The organism is Colwellia psychrerythraea (assembly GCF_000764225.1).
Taxonomy (GTDB): Bacteria; Pseudomonadota; Gammaproteobacteria; order Enterobacterales; family Alteromonadaceae; genus Colwellia; species Colwellia psychrerythraea_D.
On the sequence record NZ_JQED01000046.1, the window covers coordinates 42,833 to 62,375 of the forward strand.

Below are 19,543 nucleotides of genomic sequence, written 5' to 3' on the forward strand. Positions count from 1 at the left end.
TCATACGTGGCTTCAGTATAAGGAGCAATGACATATATCAAGCAAGATGATTTATGTCATTGATAAGGTGACAAATACAAATTAAGTGTCACAATGGTTAAATAGGTTATCAACAGGAAAATGAATGAAAACTTTTTTTACTTTAGTTTTTGTACTATTTAGTTCTACTGCGTTTGCCGCTGAGCAAGCCGAGGAAATATTTGCACAGCTTACTCCCTCTCTTTACCAAATTAAATTAATTGATAAAGCCAGCGGAGAGAAGTCTTCTATTGGCTCAGGCTTTCAAATCAGTAGTGATGGCATTATTGCCACCAACTATCATGTGATATCTAGCTATGCCCGTCATCCTGAAAAATATCGCATTGAGTACTTAGATCATCAAGGAAAGATGGCAGAGGTGGAATTGGTTAGTGTTGATGTTATTAATGATTTGGCATTAGTAAAACGTCAGGTTGAAGAAGGAATGCCTTATTTCCAGCTTTCGGATCAAAAGCCTATTAAAGGTGAAAAGTTATTTGCTTTAGGCAACCCTCATGATTTAGGCATGATTGTTGTACCTGGCACCTACAACGGATTAAAAAAAGAGTCGTTTAATGAACGTATTCACTTCACCGGCTCTATTAACTCCGGTATGAGTGGTGGTCCTGTAGTAAACAAGTCTGAAAAGGTAGTCGGTATTAATGTTGCCACATCAGGCAACCAAATTGGTTTTTTAGTCCCTCATGATAAATTGGTCAAGTTGTTTAATGACTATAACAAAAAAGCCCCTATTGATATTAAACAGCAAATGGCTGAACAGTTATTAGCTAATCAAAACAAGTTAATGCAAGCTTTGCTTAATAATAACTGGCAAAACAAAGAGCTAGCAGGTAAAGCAATGATTCCAATTATCGAAGTCCCCTTTATCCGCTGCTGGGGCGACTCTAATGCTGATAAAACTGATGCGCTTATTTTAGCAGCCATCGCCAATTGCTCACTCGATGAAAATACCTACCTTTCATCGCACTTTTTTACCGGTAGTGTCGAAATTGAATTTCGTTTTATGCAGGCAAAAAACTTAAGTGATAATAAGTTTTATCATTTATACCAACAGCAGATAGCCCGAGCTGGTGCTGGCAATAGAGCGGGAAAAAACGATGTCAGTGAATATCAATGCCACCATGACTTAGTAACACCATCAAGTACTGCTAATACTGGCAAGGCTATTAATAACAAGAGCATTTTCTGTACTCGTGCTTACAAAGACTTTCCTGGGTTATTCGATGTTTTATATTTAGGGGCTAGTGTCGATAAAAATCAACAAGCGTTAGTGAGTCACTTTACTCTTGCTGGCGTCAGCCAAGAGAATGCGATGGCATTTACTGGTAGGTTTATGGAGGCTGTCTCATGGAAGTAGGTATGGAAGTAACTCACCACTCTGATGATCGCGCCACAGAAATAGCGCCAACAACCGCAATGGAAAACGATAATTTATCACTTGAACAAGGTGAGATTATTATTGAAGAGATCAGTCGTAACCATAAACTATTACATCGCCATAAATTTAACCTAAATGAGATATCTATTGGCCGAAATTATCATAATGATATAATTTTAACTGACCCGCATATTTGCCCAAAACATCTCTCTTTAACATATTCACAAGGTCTCTGGCGCCTTAATGACAACAATTCAGTTAATGGAACGCTATTACAGCATAACCAAGAAAAACGGCAAGATGCGCATCAACAAGTGATTAACGATGGTGATGTCATCACTTTAGGCAAAAGCCAGTTAAGAGTGCTATTTAGTGATCATCAAATATCAGACACCATTGCCCTTAGCCCATTTGAGTCGCTTATTGATTTTATCCGACATCCCATTGCAGTCTTTATGAGCCTGGCTTTATTTATGCTAATCGCCGGTAATATTTCCTACTTAAATCAACAAGTAGAAACGAATATAAGCCAGTTATTTGTTAGCGCTTTTAGTATGAGTTTATTATTTTCCCTATGGCCTGCTGGCGTTGCCTTAGTATCCCACCTCACGAAAAATGAACCGAGGGTATTAGCTCAGTTTGGCATTAGTTTTGTCTTTTTCATCTTGATGTGGTTCAGTGATTTACTCGAGGAGATTGTTGTATTTAATTCTGCTAGTAACTCTGTTTTAGGCTTATTCATTGCGTTAATACCAATTTTCTTGGCCTTTGGTTTACTTTGGCTAAACAGCTATATTGGTTTTCATATGAGCGCTAAGCGTCGGATTGTTGTAGCAATAAGCATTACTGCGTTACTGTTTGGCGGCACCTACTTATTACAATACAGTAAAAAGCGGGAGTTTAATCCGCACCCTAATTATAATGCAACCATTATGGCACCGGTCTTTTTAATAGCGCCCAGCAATAGTGTTGACGATTTTATTAAACAAAGTAATAACTTGTTTGAGCAAGCGAGTAAAGCCGCTCTAGAAGAAGACTAATAATAGAAAAAATAAGACAACGCTCATGAAGCGCCCATAAAAAAAGCTTATTTTGTGACGAAAATAAGCTTTTTTTTGTTTGTGCAATTACTGATTATGAAGCAGTTCAGTATTGCAACCTATGGTCGGGGAATAAAACCTACCGCTTCGTATACCGATGCCAGTACTTTGTTTGCTCGAGCAGATGCTTTTTCAGCACCATTGCGCATGACTTGCTCTAAGAACTCTGTATCTGCACGGTATTGGTGAAACTTAGTTTGAATTGGTTCTAACAAGGCAACTACTGCATTAGCGACATCACCCTTTAAATGACCGTACATTTTATCTTCATACGCTGGCACTAACTCAGCAACACTTTTACCTGTGGCACAAGACAATAATGACAATAAGTTAGATACACCTGGCTTTTCTTCAAGATCATAATATATGTGAGCTTGTTCATCAGAATCAGTAACCGCACGTTTAATTTTCTTGGCAATCTTTTTAGGGTCTTCTAATAAGCCAATGAAGTTACCTGGATTAGTATCAGATTTAGACATTTTTTTAGTGGGTTCAAGCAAGCTCATTACACGAGCACCGTGCTCAGGAATGAATGGATCTGGTACGGTGAAAATATCGCCATAAAGGTTATTAAAACGCGTAGCAATATCTCTTGCTAATTCTAAATGCTGCTTTTGATCATCACCAACAGGAACACGGTCTGCACCGTAAAGCAGGATGTCTGCTGCCATCAATACTGGGTAAGTAAATAAACCTGAATTCATATTAGCTTCAGATTTTTGAGACTTATCCTTGTATTGAGTCATGCGATTTAACTCGCCCATTTGAGTATAACAGTTCAGCACCCAGCTCAATTGCGCGTGTGCTGGAACATGCGATTGAATGAAGATAGTACTTTTTTCAGGGTCAACGCCACAAGCCAAATAGAGGGCTAAACCGTCTAAAGTTGCATTGCGTAGATCTTCGGCCTTAGGGCGAACGGTTATAGCATGCTGGTCTACTAACATGTAGTAACATTCGTGTGTTGATTGCATATCAACCCATTGTTTTAATGCGCCTAAATAATTACCAATAGTTAACTCGCCTGATGGCTGACAGCCACTTAATACAATAGGTTTACTTGTCATTTTTTTACCCTTTAAATTCAGAATGCTTTACTGTTTTTTGCTATTATTCACTAATGTTTATTGCGCTACTTTTGCTAACTCACTACGCATCTCATCAATTGCTACTTTGTAGTCATCTTGAGAAAATATTGCAGAGCCAGCAACAAACATGTCTGCCCCTGCTTCAGCAATTTCAGCAATATTATTGGCTTTAACACCGCCATCAACTTGCAAGCGAATGTCATAACCACTTTGCTCAATTTTTTCTTTTACCAAACGTAACTTATCTAATGTGGTTGGAATAAAGGATTGACCACCAAAACCTGGATTTACTGACATTAATAAAATCACATCAAGTTTATCCATGACAAAATCTAAACAATGCAGAGGTGTCGCTGGGTTAAGCACTAAACCAGCTTTACAACCATTGTCCTTGATTAGTTGTAAGCTTCTATCTATATGATCACTGGCTTCAGGATGGAAAGTTATGATGTCAGCGCCTGCTTTAGCAAAACCAGGAATAAGAGTATCAACATTCTTAACCATTAAATGCACATCGATTGGAGCCGTTATACCGTAATCACGTAAAGACTTACAGATCATCGGACCAAATGTTAGGTTTGGCACAAAGTGGTTATCCATCACATCAAAATGAACGACGTCGGCGCCCGCCGCTAGGACTTCAGCAACATCATCACCTAAACGAGCAAAGTCGGCAGATAATATAGAAGGGGCAATTAAAAATGGTGACATGAGCAAAGGTTCCTAAAAAAATATGCCGCTATTATACCCGTTACCAACCAAAGTGCACGATTTCAGTGGGAATTAACAAAACTTTTGACAAGGAAAAGGGATAAAACATAGTTAGTCAATGCGCTGAATATTCAACAGCTATTTGCCCAAGTGTTTCCCTCACGCGATTAGCCCTGCAATCGCCGATTAAATGAATGCCCTAACGCACTGCTTTTGCACATAACTTAAATTAACGCACCAAAAAAGCGCGCTCCACTAATCCTGTGGATATAGTACCACATAGCAAAAACACCATATCCATTTGAATTTTATACATAAACCTTATAAAGGCACTTAAAAATCAACTTGGGCATTAACTTTGCAAATCTCTAACTAGCTTAAAACTATCTTTAACTTATCTAATAACTTTTACACAATGAGAATAATATGAAAAAAACACTGGTAAATATCGCACTTTCTTCTGCTCTACTAGCAGCTTCGATTACAGCACCTACAGCATTTGCTGTTGAAGGGTTATCTGCAAACGTTGGGGCAACTAGTAACTATTTATGGCGTGGTGTTACACAAACAGATGATGCTGCCGCGATTTCTGGTGGTATTGACTATGCGCACGAATCAGGCTTTTATGCAGGGACTTGGGCTTCTAATGTAGATTTTGGTGATGATGCTAGCGCTGAATTAGATTTTTATTTAGGCTTTGGTGGTGAGCTTGGTCAAGGTATTGGTTATGATGTTGGATACATTTATTATGCTTACCCGGATTCAGCTCAAACTGATAGTACTAATGAATATGATTTTGGTGAAGTGTACGGTTCATTAAGCTACTCATACTTTTCAATTTCAGCCAACTACGGTGTAAATAATGATGATGGTGCGAAGTGGGCTGATAGTGCATTATACATTTCTGCAGATGCAGAATTTGAAGTAGCCGAAGGTTTAACTTTAGCGCTACATATAGGTGATTACTCATTCGATGATGCCTACAAAAGCGATGATTATAGTGATTACGGTGTTAGCTTGAGCAAAGATGGATTCACCTTCGCGGTATCAGATACAGACATGGACAACGATGATCTGAAGTTTACTGTTTCGTATTCTATTGATATTGATTTATAAAACAGTCTGTTTTTCAGCTACTTGATAAATAGCTGAAAAAATAGTCAAAGACTTTGAGGTGTGTCTAAGTTATACTGACTCACCTCTTTTAGTCAACAGTGAAAAATCATGTCAAAATGGATTATGACAAACTATTTTCTTTCTAAGTTTAAGCAATTTCTCTTTGCTTTTACATTTACCCTCATCACCTTATTTACACTAAGTAATTATTCCGGCGATCAAAGCGTTCAAGCAAAATTACTAAACTCATGCATGGTTGTTGAATCGCACTTGCCCATGAATCATATAAATCACCCCTGTCATACCACTAATATGTCGAATAAAAGCTGGATATCTTGGTTGTCAGGTGAGAGTAAATCAACGCATTTACATTTTTTAGATTTACTAGAGCTTATTCATCATAGCTTCCATTAAAACAACTTTAGCTTTTTTCATTCAAAGCAGCATGAAAAACACCTTTAAAAGTGTCGCAGCTGCTTTTTTTGGTGTGCAAAATGAAAGTAACCGTAAACGAGATTTCTCTGAAGGTCGACTATCCCATTTTATTATTGCAGGCATCATCGCTGTACTAATATTTATAGGGTGTTTGGTAGCAGTCGTCAGCTTAGTTATGCCAAACTAATGCAACTTATTAATCACGTATCTGTAAAGTAACTATTTATAAAGTGCTAATACTTCTTTAACTTTTACTCGTCCTTTGCCCTTTCGGCTTATTGAACGTTGCACTTGAAAAAACTCCTGTTTATCTGCATTTTTATAAAGTTCACGGGTAAACTCTACATGGTGATTAGAAATAATAGTCGCCACCCCCTGCTGCTTTGCTTTTTCAGCGCAAGCCACCAAGCGGATCTGATCTTCATCGGTAAATGCATTACCAGCATAAGCGGTGAAATTAGACGTTCTATTAATTGGAGAGTAAGGCGGATCACAATAAATAACATCATCACTTTTTATTTGAGTGAATGCTGTTTCAAAATCGCCTTGCAGAAACGTAGCTCTTTGAGCCTTCTTTGAGAAAAACTCTAACTCCGCTTTAGGAAAGTATGGATGCTTATATCTTCCAAATGGTACATTGTAGCCTCCACTTTTATTATAACGGCATAGCCCATTGTAACCATGTCGATTTAGATACAAGAAGAGTAAGGAACGTTGGTAAGGGTCCTCAGATTCGTTAAACTGCTTACGCAACTCATAATATTTTTCTGGCTGGTTATAATCACCAGTAAAGTATATTTGAGCATCTGCAATAAACTGAGAAGACTGATTTTTAATGATATTGAAAAGAGAAATCAAATCCTTGTTCATATCAATTAATAAATATTCATCAAACTCTACGTTCAAGAACACAGAGCCTCCACCGACAAAGGGTTCGACAAGTCTTATTTTACCTTTTATAGGTAAAACTTTTAGGATTTCACCTACAACTCTTTTCTTGCCGCCCGCCCATTTTAGCGGAGATCGCATATCAGTTTGCAATGTATCTTTACTCACTCTAGACCTTATTGCCAATACTGTAATTGATGCTGGCGTTATTTTCTGAAGAATAATAGCAGTTGTAATCTTTCGCTTAGATCTTAGCAGGAACAAAGTATACAAGTCTAATATCAATAGCATTGATTAATAGAAATTTATCTTCTTTAATCTTGCTTGTAATTAACTTTTTTACTTAAGAGCCTAAGCTGTGGTTTACTTAATAATTTAAGGGCGGATTGTAGCTTGAATTATTGCTTAAAGGTATTAATTTCGTTGATAACTGATGAAATAGACTTAACCCAAGGTTTACGTTCAATGAGTTGTATTGGTAACGCCTGAATAATCGACTTAGCCTCGGCTTTATTTGGAAAGGCTTTCGTTGTGATAACCGTGAAAAGTTTTCCACTATGTTGCTTCTGGTAGCTATGAAGGTCTTCTTCAGAGTACAGTGATAAAAATCGCTTTGCTAATATTTCATCTGAAAATCCTGCAATTTGAATAACATAACCCTTTGAAAATTCTGCTGCTTTGATTTGATAATAGCTATTATTGATATCAACAGTAATATTCTGCTTAACTATCTCTTTATTCGCATTAATCTTTTTATCCACAACTGATAATGCTTGCAGAACATCACCAGCTTCAGCTGGGATTCTCTTGTTGGGTTTAGCTAGATGATGAGTCATTAAAGCTTGATTAATCTCTTCACTCGTTGCTTGTACTGCATCTGTTACTTTACTAACATTAGTCGATTGCTCAATTAAAGTTGTCTTTTGTTTCTTTTGCATTTTTCTCGTATTTTCATTGCTTGGAATGTCATTTGAGATAGGTAAGACTATATCTTGAGAGGAATGACTTTCAAGTACTGTTGGCTCTTTTATATTAAACGCTTGTTTATTGACATCTTCAGCTATAAGTAAATAAACCCAAATGAGCGCAACACCAATAATGGCAATGGCGCTAACCAAACTTATTTTTTGCCATAAGCTTAAAGGGCTAGCACTTTTTGTCCGTGTCATTCTTTTATCATCTAAGCTAATCACTTGACCAGATTCAGCAGCAATAACAACCATTTTATTCTTAAACAAACTTTTATTCATTGCCAATTGCTGAGCAGCTTCAGTTAAGCCAAAGAGCACGACATTAATCGTTAGTTTATTTTTTTTAGCTAAGGTAACTAATTGGCATAACTCATATTTAACTTGTAATGAAAGAGCATGCGCATGATCTATAACAATAGAAATAGCTTCACCATGTTGTTTGGCAAAACGTAATACACTGACCGCTAGCGATTGTTCAGGATCAAATAGAGTATTTACAAATAATTGTTCAATTAAACGACATCGCATCTGAATATCATTTATTTTGGAAGACGCTGCAATAAATGCCACATTGATATGATTATCTTGAGTATCAGAATGCAAACCAGCTGGCTTAGCATTTGAAAGACTGACTAAAAATTGACTAGCCAACGGTGAATACTGCTCAGTATTGTCACCAACCACTAAAACAGTTTGTTTAGCAAAACGTAGATTATAATCAATCCGTGCAGTTACACTGATCGCTATATTTCCATCCGCAGAGGTAGATTCACTCTCAGTTAGTCTGTGTGTTGTTGGATATGTTGAACGAGAGTTAGCGGATGTAGACATGCTTAGTCCTTTCTATTCTTTAAGTTTTTCTCGTAGATCATATGCCTACGAGAAAAGGTATTTAGAGAATTTCTTGAAGCGTATCTTGTGTGACATCGTCACGAATTTCAGATTGGCCAATAGCTGTTGGTATGATAAACCTTAACTTACCGGCAATATTTTTTTTGTCTCGACGCATATGACGAATAAATTCAGCGAAGCCCATATCTTGAGGAGCTATTATAGGTAAATCAAACGCTGCAATAATTCCTTCAATTCGTCGAAGTTCTGACACTTCAAGCAAATTCATTGCTACAGCTAATTTAGCAGCAAGTACCATGCCAGTAGCTACGGCTTCACCATGCAACCACTTACCATAACCTTGCTCAGCTTCAATAGCATGACCAAAAGTATGACCAAGATTAAGTAATGCTCTAACACCTGATTCTTTCTCATCACTAGCGACAATATCAGCTTTACACTGACAGCACTTTTCTATCATTTGTGCTAAAACGTCTTCGTCGCCTGCTTTAATCGCTGAAATATTATCTTCAAGCCAAATGAAAAAAGCTTTATCACCTAAAATACCATACTTAATAACTTCGGCCATTCCTGCATTAAACTCACGAATTGGCAAGGTTTTAAGACTATCAATATCGATAAATACCGCTTTAGGCTGATAAAATGCACCCACCATATTTTTACCTAACGGGTGATTTACTGCTGTTTTTCCACCAACTGAAGAGTCAACTTGAGAAAGAAGCGTTGTTGGGATTTGGATAAAGTCAATGCCACGCTGATAACAGGCTGCTGCGAAACCAGTTATATCACCGATGACTCCGCCACCTAAGGCAATTAACGTCGTATCTCTGCCATGCTCATATTTAAGCAAGTGAGACATGATAACTTCAAAGTTTGCTAAGTTTTTCTCAGCTTCACCATCAGGAAGTATCACTTCATCCACGGTAAAGTCTGTTAATTTAGCTTTTAATGAGTCTAGATATAAAGGTGCAACAATATCGTTTGTTACAATACACACACGTTTAGCACGAATATGAGTTGAGAGCAGGTCTGTTTTGCTTATCAGACCTGAATCAATATAGATAGGATAACTACGTTCGCCTAGTTCAAGATTAAGAATTGCCATATTAGGGTACTACTAGACTCCAACGCAGATTAAATTTAAAAGTCGAGTCGCTCTATAATTTTATGAGCAACAACTTTGGCACTTTGATCATCGGTTTGCACGATAATATCAGCAATATCTTCGTAAAGAGGATTACGTTCAACAGCTAAATTTTCTAGAACTGTACGCGGCTCTTCTGATGTTTGTAAAAGTGGACGACGACGATCGCGTTGTGTACGAGCAACTTGTTTATCGATTGTCGTTTCTAGATATACAACTATACCGCGAGCAGATAAATGATTACGAACATTCGTGCTGATTACTGAACCACCACCTGTCGCTAATACAATGCCATGCTTTTCACTCAAGTCTTCGATGACCGTTTCTTCTCTTTTGCGGAAACCTTCTTCACCTTCAAGATCAAAAACCCAAGCGATGTCTGCTCCTGTACGACGCTCTATTTCTTGGTCAGAGTCAAAAAACTCAAGATGCAATCGGTCTGCTATTTCTCTACCGATAGTGCTTTTGCCAGCACCCATAGGGCCTATAAGGAATATGTTACGTTTTTCTGCCATTAGATTTACTTAATACTCGTTGGGTTAACAGAACAGCCAAAAGTCTAAATACTGTGAAATTGAGCTTTTGACGCAAAAGAGGTCTCCCTCGGAAATTTCAAGGGCGTAATTATCGCAAGTGTTAAGCATAAATTGCAAGTAACAATAGTGATATCTTAGTTAAAAACTCTCTTATTAAGACAAAAAATCCACTAAATGGTGAAAAATTACAGCATTTAATGGATTTTCTTCAGGTATAAACTAAAAATGGTCAGTCACAATTCTCGGGGTAACGAAGATGAGTAATTCTTTTTTCTCATTTAACTGGCTTGAATTTCTAAACAACCAACCAAAGTAAGGGATATCACCTAAAACGGGAATTTTAGAAACTGTACTGATAATTGCTTGCTGATAAATACCACCGAGTACAATGGTTTCACCGTTATTAACTAAAACCTGTGTACCAATACGCTGCGTATCAATTGCTGGAGCAAGGCCACTGGTAATATCCGAAATAGTATCTTGTGTAACTACTAAGTCTAAGATTATTTTATCATCAGGCGTTATGTGTGGTGTTACCGTTAAACTTAATACAGCTTTTTTAAATTGAGTTGATGTTGCACCGCTTGAGGCAGCTTCTTGGTATGGAATCTCAACACCTTGCTCTATGTATGCTTCCTTTTGGTTTGCAGTAGTAATGCGAGGACTTGCGATGACTTCACCCTTATTTTCTTTCTCAAGAGCAGAAAGCTCTAGGTCTAGAATAGTACCATTGGCTAAACGAGCTACTTGAAAAGCAATTGTCCCTGCGGCATTAGCCACTGGTAAATTTACATTAAGTCCATCACCAACAGAAGGAACTTGACCTACACCTGGCGTATCTGATCTAGTGCCATTGGCGGTACTAGCCCCTTCGATTGTACCTGAAGTTGCAAACTCACCATCTGTGTTAGTTACTCCCCAGCGAATACCTAATTCCTCATTCATGTTATCTTTGACGGTTACCATTCTGGCCTCAATAACTACTTGTCGAACAGGCACATCAAGGATAGTAATCATGCGCTTAATATCTTCAATACTTTTAGCGGTATCGCGTATTAACAGCGTATTAGTTCGTTCATCTACTGACACACTACCGCGAGGAGATAAAATGCTGGTATCTTCATTCTTAATAAGTTCAGAAAACTCTGATGCTTTTGCATAGTTAATTTGAAGGTACTCGGAATATAGAGTCGCCAGCTCTTCAACTTGCTGTTTTGCTTGTAAGGTTTGCGCTTCACGTGCCGCTAGTTCATCACTCGGCGCAACCATCAAGATATTCCCTTGCATGCGTTTATCTAAGCCCTTCACTTTTAAGATAATGCTTAGGGCTTGGTCCCAAGGTACACCATCCAAACGTATGGTGATATTACCTGTTACGGTATCACTGATAATTAAATTAAATTCATTGTAATCCGCAATGATCTGTAGAACGGTGCGAACAGGAATATCTTGGAAGCTTAATGAGATACTTCGACCAGTAAAATCATCCGTTTCTCCTAAGTAGGTCGGCGCCTTTTCTGGTTTCTTCTTTACCGTTAGTATGAATAAATTATCTTCTTGCTTTTGAGTAAAAATAAAGCCACTTTCAACATCAATGACTAAACGGGCATTTCGTCCTTCTTTGAACGTTTCGATACTGTTTACAAGCGTGCCAAAGTCAGTAACGTCCAACTTATAAAGCAAATCATCTATAATTTCTGTATTATGAAATTCGACATTTAATTTACCCAATTTATCATTTACATCAGCTGCTAACATACTGTCTTTAAGATAAACTAATATTTGTCCTTCATTCTCTTCATTTAATCTAAAATCAATAGACTCGATATAGTTAATAAAGTCATCACCTGCAGGGCTCAATGCTTCAACAACATCAGCTGACTGGCCAGTATTAAAGGTAATAGAAAATTCATTTTCATTATTCAATGAAACATCAAAAACCGCGAGTTTTTCTAAACTAATTAATGCAACAACTTTTCCGGTCGTAGCATCTAAATTGATCTCTTTAACACCCGCATGATTAACTAAAGTTTCTTTTAAATCTTTACCAAAAGTATTGGCGTCAAATGTTACTTCAACAAAAGCAGGCGTCATCGATGTTTTAACTACAGGTAAGGAAGTTATCTTTTCTGTAAAACTGAACACCACAACAATTTGATCACTTTGGATGGTGTTATAAGATATACCCACCAACTCATTATCATCACTAACAGCATTTACCGAAAACGACAGCATAAAAATGGAAAATAAAAATAGTCTAATAAGCCATAGCTCTTTAATAGCAGTAAAGCCTTTATAATTTTTAATTTGATTAAATAGCATTATTGATTCCTTTACTTATTTGACTCTTCAGATTGTACGATATTTAACGTAGCTTCACGCTCTACCCAACACCCTGCACCATCTGGAGCTAATTCAATTATTTTCACTGCTTTTGCACTCACTTGTGTGATTCGACCATTATACAAACCAAGATAATTTCCTAGAGCAACTCGATGTAGGCTTAAATCTGATGCTTCAAGTAAAGCCCACAACATAGTTGCATCACCTAAGGTACCGCGCATAGTTAAATCACTTAAAGCATACTTTTCTAGTGGTTGTTTTCGACGGTTTGTATCGGGACTTAAGCATCCTGCCATTTGTTGCATTTTTTGCTGAATAGCTTCAGGCCTAGGTAATACAAACGGGCTGCGTAGGTCATCAGCTGAGTAAGCAATGTGATGAAAAGGATTAACCTCAGGCATAGGTTCAATGTAATTAGTGGTTGTTGCTTTCACTTGATCCATGTGAGTTTTTATTTCTGAAATATCATCAAAACACCCTGAAATTAAAGTGAGTGTTGTGACGCTGAAAATTATTTTTATCAACATTTGTTGAAATTGTGTCATTTGGCTGCCACCTCTTTATAACGATATGTTTTAGCTTGCAGCTTTAGATTTAAGATATCACTATCGCTTTGTGAAATTTTTATTTTAAAATCGTGTAAGGTCACGATTCTTGGTAAACCCGCAATTTTACTAACAAATTGACCAAATGAGTGATAGGGGCCAATAACTTCAATATCAATCGGTAATTCAATATAAATCGCTTTACTAATCTCTGGTTGCCACTCTAACTTAACAAAATCAAGACCACTCGTTGTACCAACAAAGGTAATATCATCTAATAAACCGGGAATCTCATGGCTATTGGGTAAACTACGTAATTGATTAGCGAAAGTATCTTCGGCTTCAATCATTTGAGCGCGAAATAAATCTAAATTTGCAGCAATATGGTATTTTGCACGGTAGGATTCTTTTAGAGTCGTCTCCTCAAGAAAGGCGCGATCAAGTTGTTCTCTCTTATCACTTATCAACCCTATATAACCTAAAAACCCTACCATTACAGCTAAAAAAACAGCTAAAAGCAGCTTGGCTGCTGCCGGCCATTGGCCTATATTTTCAAGTTCTAAATTGTCAAATTGGGATGCATCAAATTTCATTATTTGCGTCCTTTCTTAGCATCATCTAAGCCTTTAATTTTCACTTTCATTTTAAAACTACTAAGCAATTTAGGCGACCCATCATCAGAAGTAATAGACTCAGGGGTAGCATCAACAAATAAATCAGATAACTCAACCGCACGAATCATATTCGCTAAATGGTTATTAGATTCACTCTTACCAGTTAGCTGTAAAATATTACCTTGCTTTTCTAGCTCAATGATATAGATACCATTAGGGATAATTTTTGCTATTTCATCCAGCACTTGCGTACCTACATTACGACTACGTTGAAGTTGTTCAACAACATTAATTCGTTTTTGTAAGGCTAACTTTTTCGCATTTAAGGTTTTTATTTCAGCAATTTGAATATCAAGTTGTGCAATTTCATTTTTCAAGTATTGATTTTTACTATTTTGACCATCGATATGCGCTTGATAATAAAAATTAACAGCTAAGATCAATGCTAAGGTAAATAAGCCGACGGCAGTTAAAAGGGTAAAGTATTCTTTTTGCTGCGCCTTCAGTGCAGCTTCACGCCAAGGGAGTAGGTTTATATGTGCCATGGTGTAAAACTCCTTAGGGCTAAACCTGTTGCTACCATTAATTGAGGAGCAACATTTGCAAGTTCATCTTGCTCAATAAGTTCACCACATGACATGTCATTGAAAGGATTTGCAATAACGGTATGTATCCCTAATTCTTCTGTAAGTAAACTCTCAATGCCTTCTAAGGCCGCTGTGCCCCCAGAAATTAATAAATAGTCAACTTTCTCTTGGCCACTAGTTGTTAAAAACATCTGAATCGCACGGCGTATTTGCTGCATTAACACGGTATGGAAGGGAGCCAATACTTCAAAGGTATAATTTGGAGGCAAGTCGTTAGATGTTTTTGCTTCTTCAGCCTGCTCAAAAGACTTATTATAATAAGAGACAATAGAGCGGGTATATTGCTCTCCTCCAAACATTTGATCACGACTATAAATGTGCTTGCCTGCATCAGTTGCAGAGAATAATGTCACTGTAGAACCAATATCAACTATCGCGACAACTTTATCTTTAGCATCATCTGGAAGCTGGGTTAAACATAAATCATAAGCTCGGCCGACGGCATAAGACTCAACATCAATAACTTTGGCATGGAAGTCCCCAGCATCGAGTGCTGCAACACGCGCTTCAATTGACTCGGTACGAGCTGCGCTGAGTAAAACATTGACTTTACTAGGATCTGACTCGTTAACATCAAGGGTTTCAAAGTCTAAACTGACTTCATCAAGCGGGAATGGAATCAGGCTATCGGCTTCAATTTCGATTTGGCTTGCGAGTTCATCCTCTGTCAAAGCAACATCCATGTAAATCAATTTTGTGATAACAGTTTGTCCTGACACAGCGGCTGCGGCATCAGTAGCTTTCGCAGAGATTTTTTTTCTAAGTTTAGCTATTACAATACCAACAGCCTCGATATCTTGAATCTCACGGTCAACAACTGAACCCCTAGGCATTGGCTCAATTGCGAAATCTTCAATTATAAAGCCGTCATTTCCTTGACCTAACAATACAGCTTTTGCAGAATGAGAACCAATATCAATCCCCACCATCATAGAATTTTTCTTTTTCCATAGTTTGTCTAGCATAACGACCTACAATTTTTATTTTTGTAATTATTTTAGACGCAAAATACGCATAAATACATTTATTACATGCTTTTACACGATATACTAGTACTATCTTACATTTTTATCCACCAATTGGTCTTTTGCTGTGTTGTCAATCAAAAATTTATTAAAAGTCAGCCTGATACTGTTAATTTTAGTCTCGATTGCTGTTTATGGTTTATATCTTTCAATGCGCTCAGAATTACCTAGTGTTGAATCACTAAAGGACTTGCATTGGCAAACACCACTACAAATTTATAGCCAAGATAGTTTATTAATCTCACAATTTGGTGAAAAGAAACGTACTCCATTAACATTAGAACAGGTACCAAAACAACTTATCGATGCTTTATTAGCAACGGAAGATGATCGCTTTTATTTGCATTTTGGTGTTGATCCAATTGGCATGGGGCGGGCAGTACTTGGTAAGCTAATGGGTCAGGACAAAGGCGGTGCTAGTACCATTACGATGCAAGTCGCACGTAATTTCTTCTTAACTCGTGAAGTTACTTACACGCGAAAAATCCGCGAAATATTTCTATCATTTCACATTGAAAACTTGCTGACTAAAGATGAAATATTAATGCTTTACATTAATAAAATTGAATTAGGCCACAGAGCTTTTGGCTTTGGCGCTGCTGCGCAAGTTTATTATGGTAAAGAGATTCACGAACTTAACCTTGCCCAAATTGCCGTGCTAGCTGGTCTACCTAAAGCTCCTTCAACATTAAATCCTATTCGCTCTCCTAAACGCGCTAAAGCGCGTCGTTCTGTTGTTCTTCAACGTATGTTAGTAAGTGGTTACATCTCAGACTTAGAGTACCAGACAGCGAAAAATGCACCAATCACAGGCAAAAAACATGGTGCAGAAATTGAGTTAAATGCGCCATACGTTGCTGAAATGGCTCATAATGAAGTACTTAAACGTTATGGAAAAGATAAAGCTTATACAGCAGGATACAAAGTATTCACCACAGTAACAGCAAAACTGCAAACTGCAGCGGAACAAGCGCTGATCAATAATTTATTAAACTACGATCAACGTCACGGTTATCGCGGCCCCATCGCTTCGCTTAGGGCAGATGTAAGCTCGACAACAAGCACTTCTGACAGGGCGATAGTGCCATTATCAACAGAAGAGTTAACAAAAGCCTTTTCAGATGCTACGTATTATCAAATGCTTGTTCCTGCTATCGTTATTGCGGTTGAAGACAAGTCAGTCAGCATACAGTTACGTAACCAAGAGACGGCAACAATTGAGTGGCAAGGTTTAGCTTGGGCACGTCCCTATATCAACGACCAAAAACAAGGTCCACCACCGAAAGCTGCAAAAGATATCCTTAAATATGGCGATGTAATCTTAGTCAGTAAAATGGCAGATAATAATTACCGCCTTGGACAACTTCCAACTGCAAGTGCTGCCATCGTATCTTTATCACCAAATGATGGTGCAATAAAAGCCGCTGTTGGCGGCTTTAGTTTCAAACAGAGTCAATTTAATCGAGTTACTCAAGCGAAACGTCAAGTTGGTTCAAACATCAAACCCTTTATTTACTCTGCAGCGCTAGAGCATGGCTTTACGCTAGCTTCACTAGTGAATGATGCTCCTATCAATCAGTGGGATAAAAGCTCTGGGGTTGTTTGGCGCCCTAGAAATTCTCCAGAAACATATGTCGGGCTGTTAAGGGTAAGATTAGCTTTAGCACAATCAAAAAATGTCATTGCAGTGCGATTATTAAAAAGTATTGGTGTTCGTAATACCATAAAACATTTAACTAGTTTTGGATTTGATGCCAGCGATTTACCACGCAACGAAACATTAGCGCTTGGCTCTGCTTCATTAACACCGTTGGAAGTCGCAACAGGCTTTGCTGCATTCGCTAATGGGGGTTTTTTAGTTGAACCATACTTAATTGAGCGTATTGAGAATAGTGAAGGAGAAATTATTTATCAGGCTGATCCAGCCATCGCTTGTGATCCGTGCATTCAAAATGATTTAGCAGCGGACAATGTCCAAGCACTTGACTTAATGAGCGATGATAATTCAAATCATCCTACAACCATTGAAGGTGAGCAGAAAACGGCTCCTTCCATAGAAGAGCAACCCATTGAGATCAAACAAGCAAACCGTATTATCAGCCCACAAAATGCTTTTTTAATCACACAAGCACTTAATAGCGCAATATGGGGAGCAGATTGGTCTGCTAAACATGGTTGGCAAGGTACTGGTTGGCGAGCGAGAACACTAAAACGCCGTGATATTGCGGGCAAAACAGGTACCACAAACGAAGCAAAAGATGCATGGTTTTCTGGCTTTAGCCGAAATATAGTCACGACCTCATGGATAGGTTTTGATGATCCTCGCCATATTCTAGGACAATCTGTATATAATAATAATTTAGGTAAAAACCAAACGACAGGCAAGGAGTTTGGTGCCAAATCAGCGCAACCCGCTTGGATTGATTTTATGCGTATTGCTCTTGCAGAAGCCGAGCCGACCGCTTTTCAACCGCCCGTGGATATTGTGTCCGTACGAATCGATAAGGCAACAGGAAAACTCACTACCAAGACTGATAAAACCAGTCAATTTGAATACTTTCGTCTAGATAAAGTACCCACCGAATATGTGTCGGAAGATAACAGCAGTGAAATATTATCTGGTGATCAACAGCAACAAGAAGAAGAGTTATTTTAAGGTCAGCTTAATAACGCAGAGCCTACTTTTCTTATTAGCAAAAATAAAAAAGCAGCTAGTGATACACTGGCTGCTTTTTACTAACCTCAAAACAAGTTTGCTATAGATTAGATATCTTTGATAAAGACTTTCGAATTACGTTGAAAATTATATAGTTGTTTTTTCCCTTCAGGCAATCTTTCAAGTGGTGCTTCAATAAAGCCTTGTTCTAGGAACCAATGACCACTGACGGTAGTTAATAAAAACAGCGATGTTAAACCTTTCTTTTTAGCACTCAACTCTAATGCACTGATGATTCTTTCACCTCGATTACCTTTACGGTAATCAGGATCAATAACGACACAGGCAACTTCAGCCATTTTCGCTTCAGGGTAGGGATATAATGCCGCACAAGCAATGATAACCTCTTCTTTTTTCAGCACAGTGAAGTATTCTATTTCCATCTCGAGTAATTCTCGAGAACGCTTCACTAGCACCCCTTCCTCTTCAAGCGGCTGAATCAGCTCTAAAATTCCGGCAACATCATCAATAGTTGCTGTTGCAATTAATTCCTTATGATCTTTAGCAATCAAAGTCCCCGCACCATCACGGGTAAATAATTCTTGCAATAGTGCGGTATCACTTTGATAACTCACGCAATGGCAACGCTCTACGCCATTTTCACCACTTTGAATAATTGAACGAAGTAATAACTGACGAACATGACAGTCGTTTTCATCAAGCAAGGTTTTTACTGTTCGAACACTACAACTTCTAATTAATTCGCCAGATTTATCAATAAGCCCATCCTCTTCAGTAAATGCAATTAGCTTGTCTGCTTTGAGTGAGATAGCTGTTTGCGTAGCAACATCTTCTAAAGCTAAATTAAATACTTCACCTGTTGGTGAATAACCAATAGGGGAAAGTAAAACAATTGAGCCATAGTCCAATTGCATATTGATGCCATCTGAATCAATTCTTCTCACCGCACCTGTGTATTTATAATCAACACCGTTGCGAACTCCCATAGGTTTTGCAATGACAAAGTTACCTGTACTGACACGAATTTGTGAGCCGTGCATAGGTGAATTAACCACCCCGGTAGAAAGTAATGCCTCTATATGGAGTCGTAAAGAGCCGGTAGCATCCTTCACAGCCACTAGTGTTTGTGCATCAGTGACGCGAACATTACTTACAACATTCTCCTCAAGACCTCGTTGTTGCATACGATCTACGATTTGTGGTCTTGCACCGTGAACCACCACTAACTTCACACCTAAACTACGTAATAATGAAATATCATGAATAATATTGGCAAAATTGGGGTGTGTAACGGCTTCACCACCAAACATAAGTACCACCGTTTTTCCACGATGAGCATTAATATAGGGGGCTGCATTTCTAAACCATTTAACGTAATTTTGCTCGCTATTATTCATCTTTTCCATTCTTTAATATAACTTAGCTATTTCCAGT

At 38.0% G+C, this 19,543-nt stretch carries 17 protein-coding genes; 5 read left to right on the top strand and 12 right to left on the bottom strand.

Translation table 11 applies throughout. From position 1 onward, the window contains the following. Positions 1–124: 124 nt before the first annotated feature. Both ND2E_RS05250 and ND2E_RS05245 read left to right on the top strand, forming a co-directional pair. Positions 125–1,396, top strand: coding sequence for a S1 family peptidase (locus ND2E_RS05250; protein ID WP_033095007.1), 1,272 nt, complete (start codon positions 125–127; stop codon positions 1,394–1,396). Further along, a complete protein-coding gene (locus ND2E_RS05245; RefSeq protein ID WP_033095008.1) occupies positions 1,387–2,457 on the top strand; it encodes an FHA domain-containing protein in 1,071 nt (356 codons plus the stop codon). The genes ND2E_RS05250 and ND2E_RS05245 overlap by 10 nt, the downstream gene beginning before the upstream one ends. Positions 2,458–2,576: 119 nt before the next feature. On the opposite strand, the gene trpS is transcribed toward ND2E_RS05245, so the two are convergent. Together trpS and rpe are read right to left on the bottom strand one after the other, a co-directional pair. Further along, a complete protein-coding gene (gene trpS / locus ND2E_RS05240; RefSeq protein WP_033095009.1) occupies positions 2,577–3,584 on the bottom strand; it encodes a tryptophan--tRNA ligase in 1,008 nt (335 codons plus the stop codon). A gap of 57 nt (positions 3,585–3,641) precedes the next feature. Further along, on the bottom strand, positions 3,642–4,316 hold the full coding sequence (gene rpe, locus ND2E_RS05235; protein ID WP_033095010.1) for a ribulose-phosphate 3-epimerase: 675 nt from the start codon (positions 4,314–4,316) through the stop codon (positions 3,642–3,644). Positions 4,317–4,742: 426 nt separating this feature from the next. On the opposite strand from rpe, the gene ND2E_RS05230 reads away from it, so the two are divergent. Next, positions 4,743–5,432 carry a TorF family putative porin gene (locus ND2E_RS05230; protein WP_033095011.1) on the top strand — a complete coding sequence of 230 codons (690 nt, stop codon included), beginning with the start codon at positions 4,743–4,745 and terminating at the stop codon, positions 5,430–5,432. A 445-nt stretch (positions 5,433–5,877) separates the two neighbouring features. Continuing rightward, positions 5,878–6,054 carry a DUF2970 domain-containing protein gene (locus ND2E_RS22735; RefSeq protein WP_081962082.1) on the top strand — a complete coding sequence of 59 codons (177 nt, stop codon included), beginning with the start codon at positions 5,878–5,880 and terminating at the stop codon, positions 6,052–6,054. A 32-nt stretch (positions 6,055–6,086) separates the two neighbouring features. Here ND2E_RS22735 and ND2E_RS05225 read toward each other — a convergent pair whose 3' ends face one another. The 9 genes from ND2E_RS05225 to ND2E_RS05185 form a co-directional block, all read right to left on the bottom strand. Beyond that, positions 6,087–6,896: a Dam family site-specific DNA-(adenine-N6)-methyltransferase gene (locus ND2E_RS05225; protein ID WP_033095095.1), complete on the bottom strand. Its 810-nt coding sequence runs from the start codon at positions 6,894–6,896 to the stop codon at positions 6,087–6,089. Between the two features lie 257 nt (positions 6,897–7,153). Further along, positions 7,154–8,557: an SPOR domain-containing protein gene (locus ND2E_RS05220; protein WP_033095013.1), complete on the bottom strand. Its 1,404-nt coding sequence runs from the start codon at positions 8,555–8,557 to the stop codon at positions 7,154–7,156. A 61-nt stretch (positions 8,558–8,618) separates the two neighbouring features. After that, the gene (gene aroB, locus ND2E_RS05215) at positions 8,619–9,683 is read right to left on the bottom strand and encodes a 3-dehydroquinate synthase (RefSeq protein WP_033095014.1); all 1,065 of its coding nucleotides are present in this window, start codon (positions 9,681–9,683) and stop codon (positions 8,619–8,621) included. Positions 9,684–9,718: 35 nt separating this feature from the next. Beyond that, positions 9,719–10,237, bottom strand: a complete 519-nt coding sequence (gene aroK, locus ND2E_RS05210) for a shikimate kinase AroK (RefSeq protein ID WP_011041333.1) — start codon at positions 10,235–10,237, stop codon at positions 9,719–9,721. Between the two features lie 240 nt (positions 10,238–10,477). Next, positions 10,478–12,580, bottom strand: a complete 2,103-nt coding sequence (locus tag ND2E_RS05205) for a type IV pilus secretin PilQ (RefSeq protein ID WP_033095015.1) — start codon at positions 12,578–12,580, stop codon at positions 10,478–10,480. Between the two features lie 11 nt (positions 12,581–12,591). Then, positions 12,592–13,146 (bottom strand): pilus assembly protein PilP, encoded by a 555-nt coding sequence (locus ND2E_RS05200; RefSeq protein ID WP_052056835.1) that lies wholly within the window; start codon positions 13,144–13,146, stop codon positions 12,592–12,594. Then, complete coding sequence (locus tag ND2E_RS05195) at positions 13,143–13,739, bottom strand: type IV pilus inner membrane component PilO (protein WP_033095016.1); 597 nt, start codon at positions 13,737–13,739, stop codon at positions 13,143–13,145. The genes ND2E_RS05200 and ND2E_RS05195 overlap by 4 nt, the downstream gene beginning before the upstream one ends. Continuing rightward, on the bottom strand, positions 13,739–14,305 hold the full coding sequence (locus ND2E_RS05190; RefSeq protein ID WP_033095017.1) for a PilN domain-containing protein: 567 nt from the start codon (positions 14,303–14,305) through the stop codon (positions 13,739–13,741). Before ND2E_RS05190 ends, ND2E_RS05195 begins: the two co-directional genes overlap by 1 nt. Beyond that, positions 14,293–15,372: a pilus assembly protein PilM gene (locus ND2E_RS05185; protein WP_033095018.1), complete on the bottom strand. Its 1,080-nt coding sequence runs from the start codon at positions 15,370–15,372 to the stop codon at positions 14,293–14,295. Before ND2E_RS05185 ends, ND2E_RS05190 begins: the two co-directional genes overlap by 13 nt. A 127-nt stretch (positions 15,373–15,499) precedes the next feature. On the opposite strand from ND2E_RS05185, the gene ND2E_RS05180 reads away from it, so the two are divergent. After that, positions 15,500–18,088: a penicillin-binding protein 1A gene (locus tag ND2E_RS05180; protein WP_033095019.1), complete on the top strand. Its 2,589-nt coding sequence runs from the start codon at positions 15,500–15,502 to the stop codon at positions 18,086–18,088. A gap of 107 nt (positions 18,089–18,195) precedes the next feature. Here the strand turns inward: ND2E_RS05180 and argA are convergent, their stop codons facing one another. Continuing rightward, positions 18,196–19,506, bottom strand: coding sequence for an amino-acid N-acetyltransferase (gene argA / locus ND2E_RS05175; protein WP_033095020.1), 1,311 nt, complete (start codon positions 19,504–19,506; stop codon positions 18,196–18,198). Positions 19,507–19,543 lie beyond the last annotated feature (37 nt).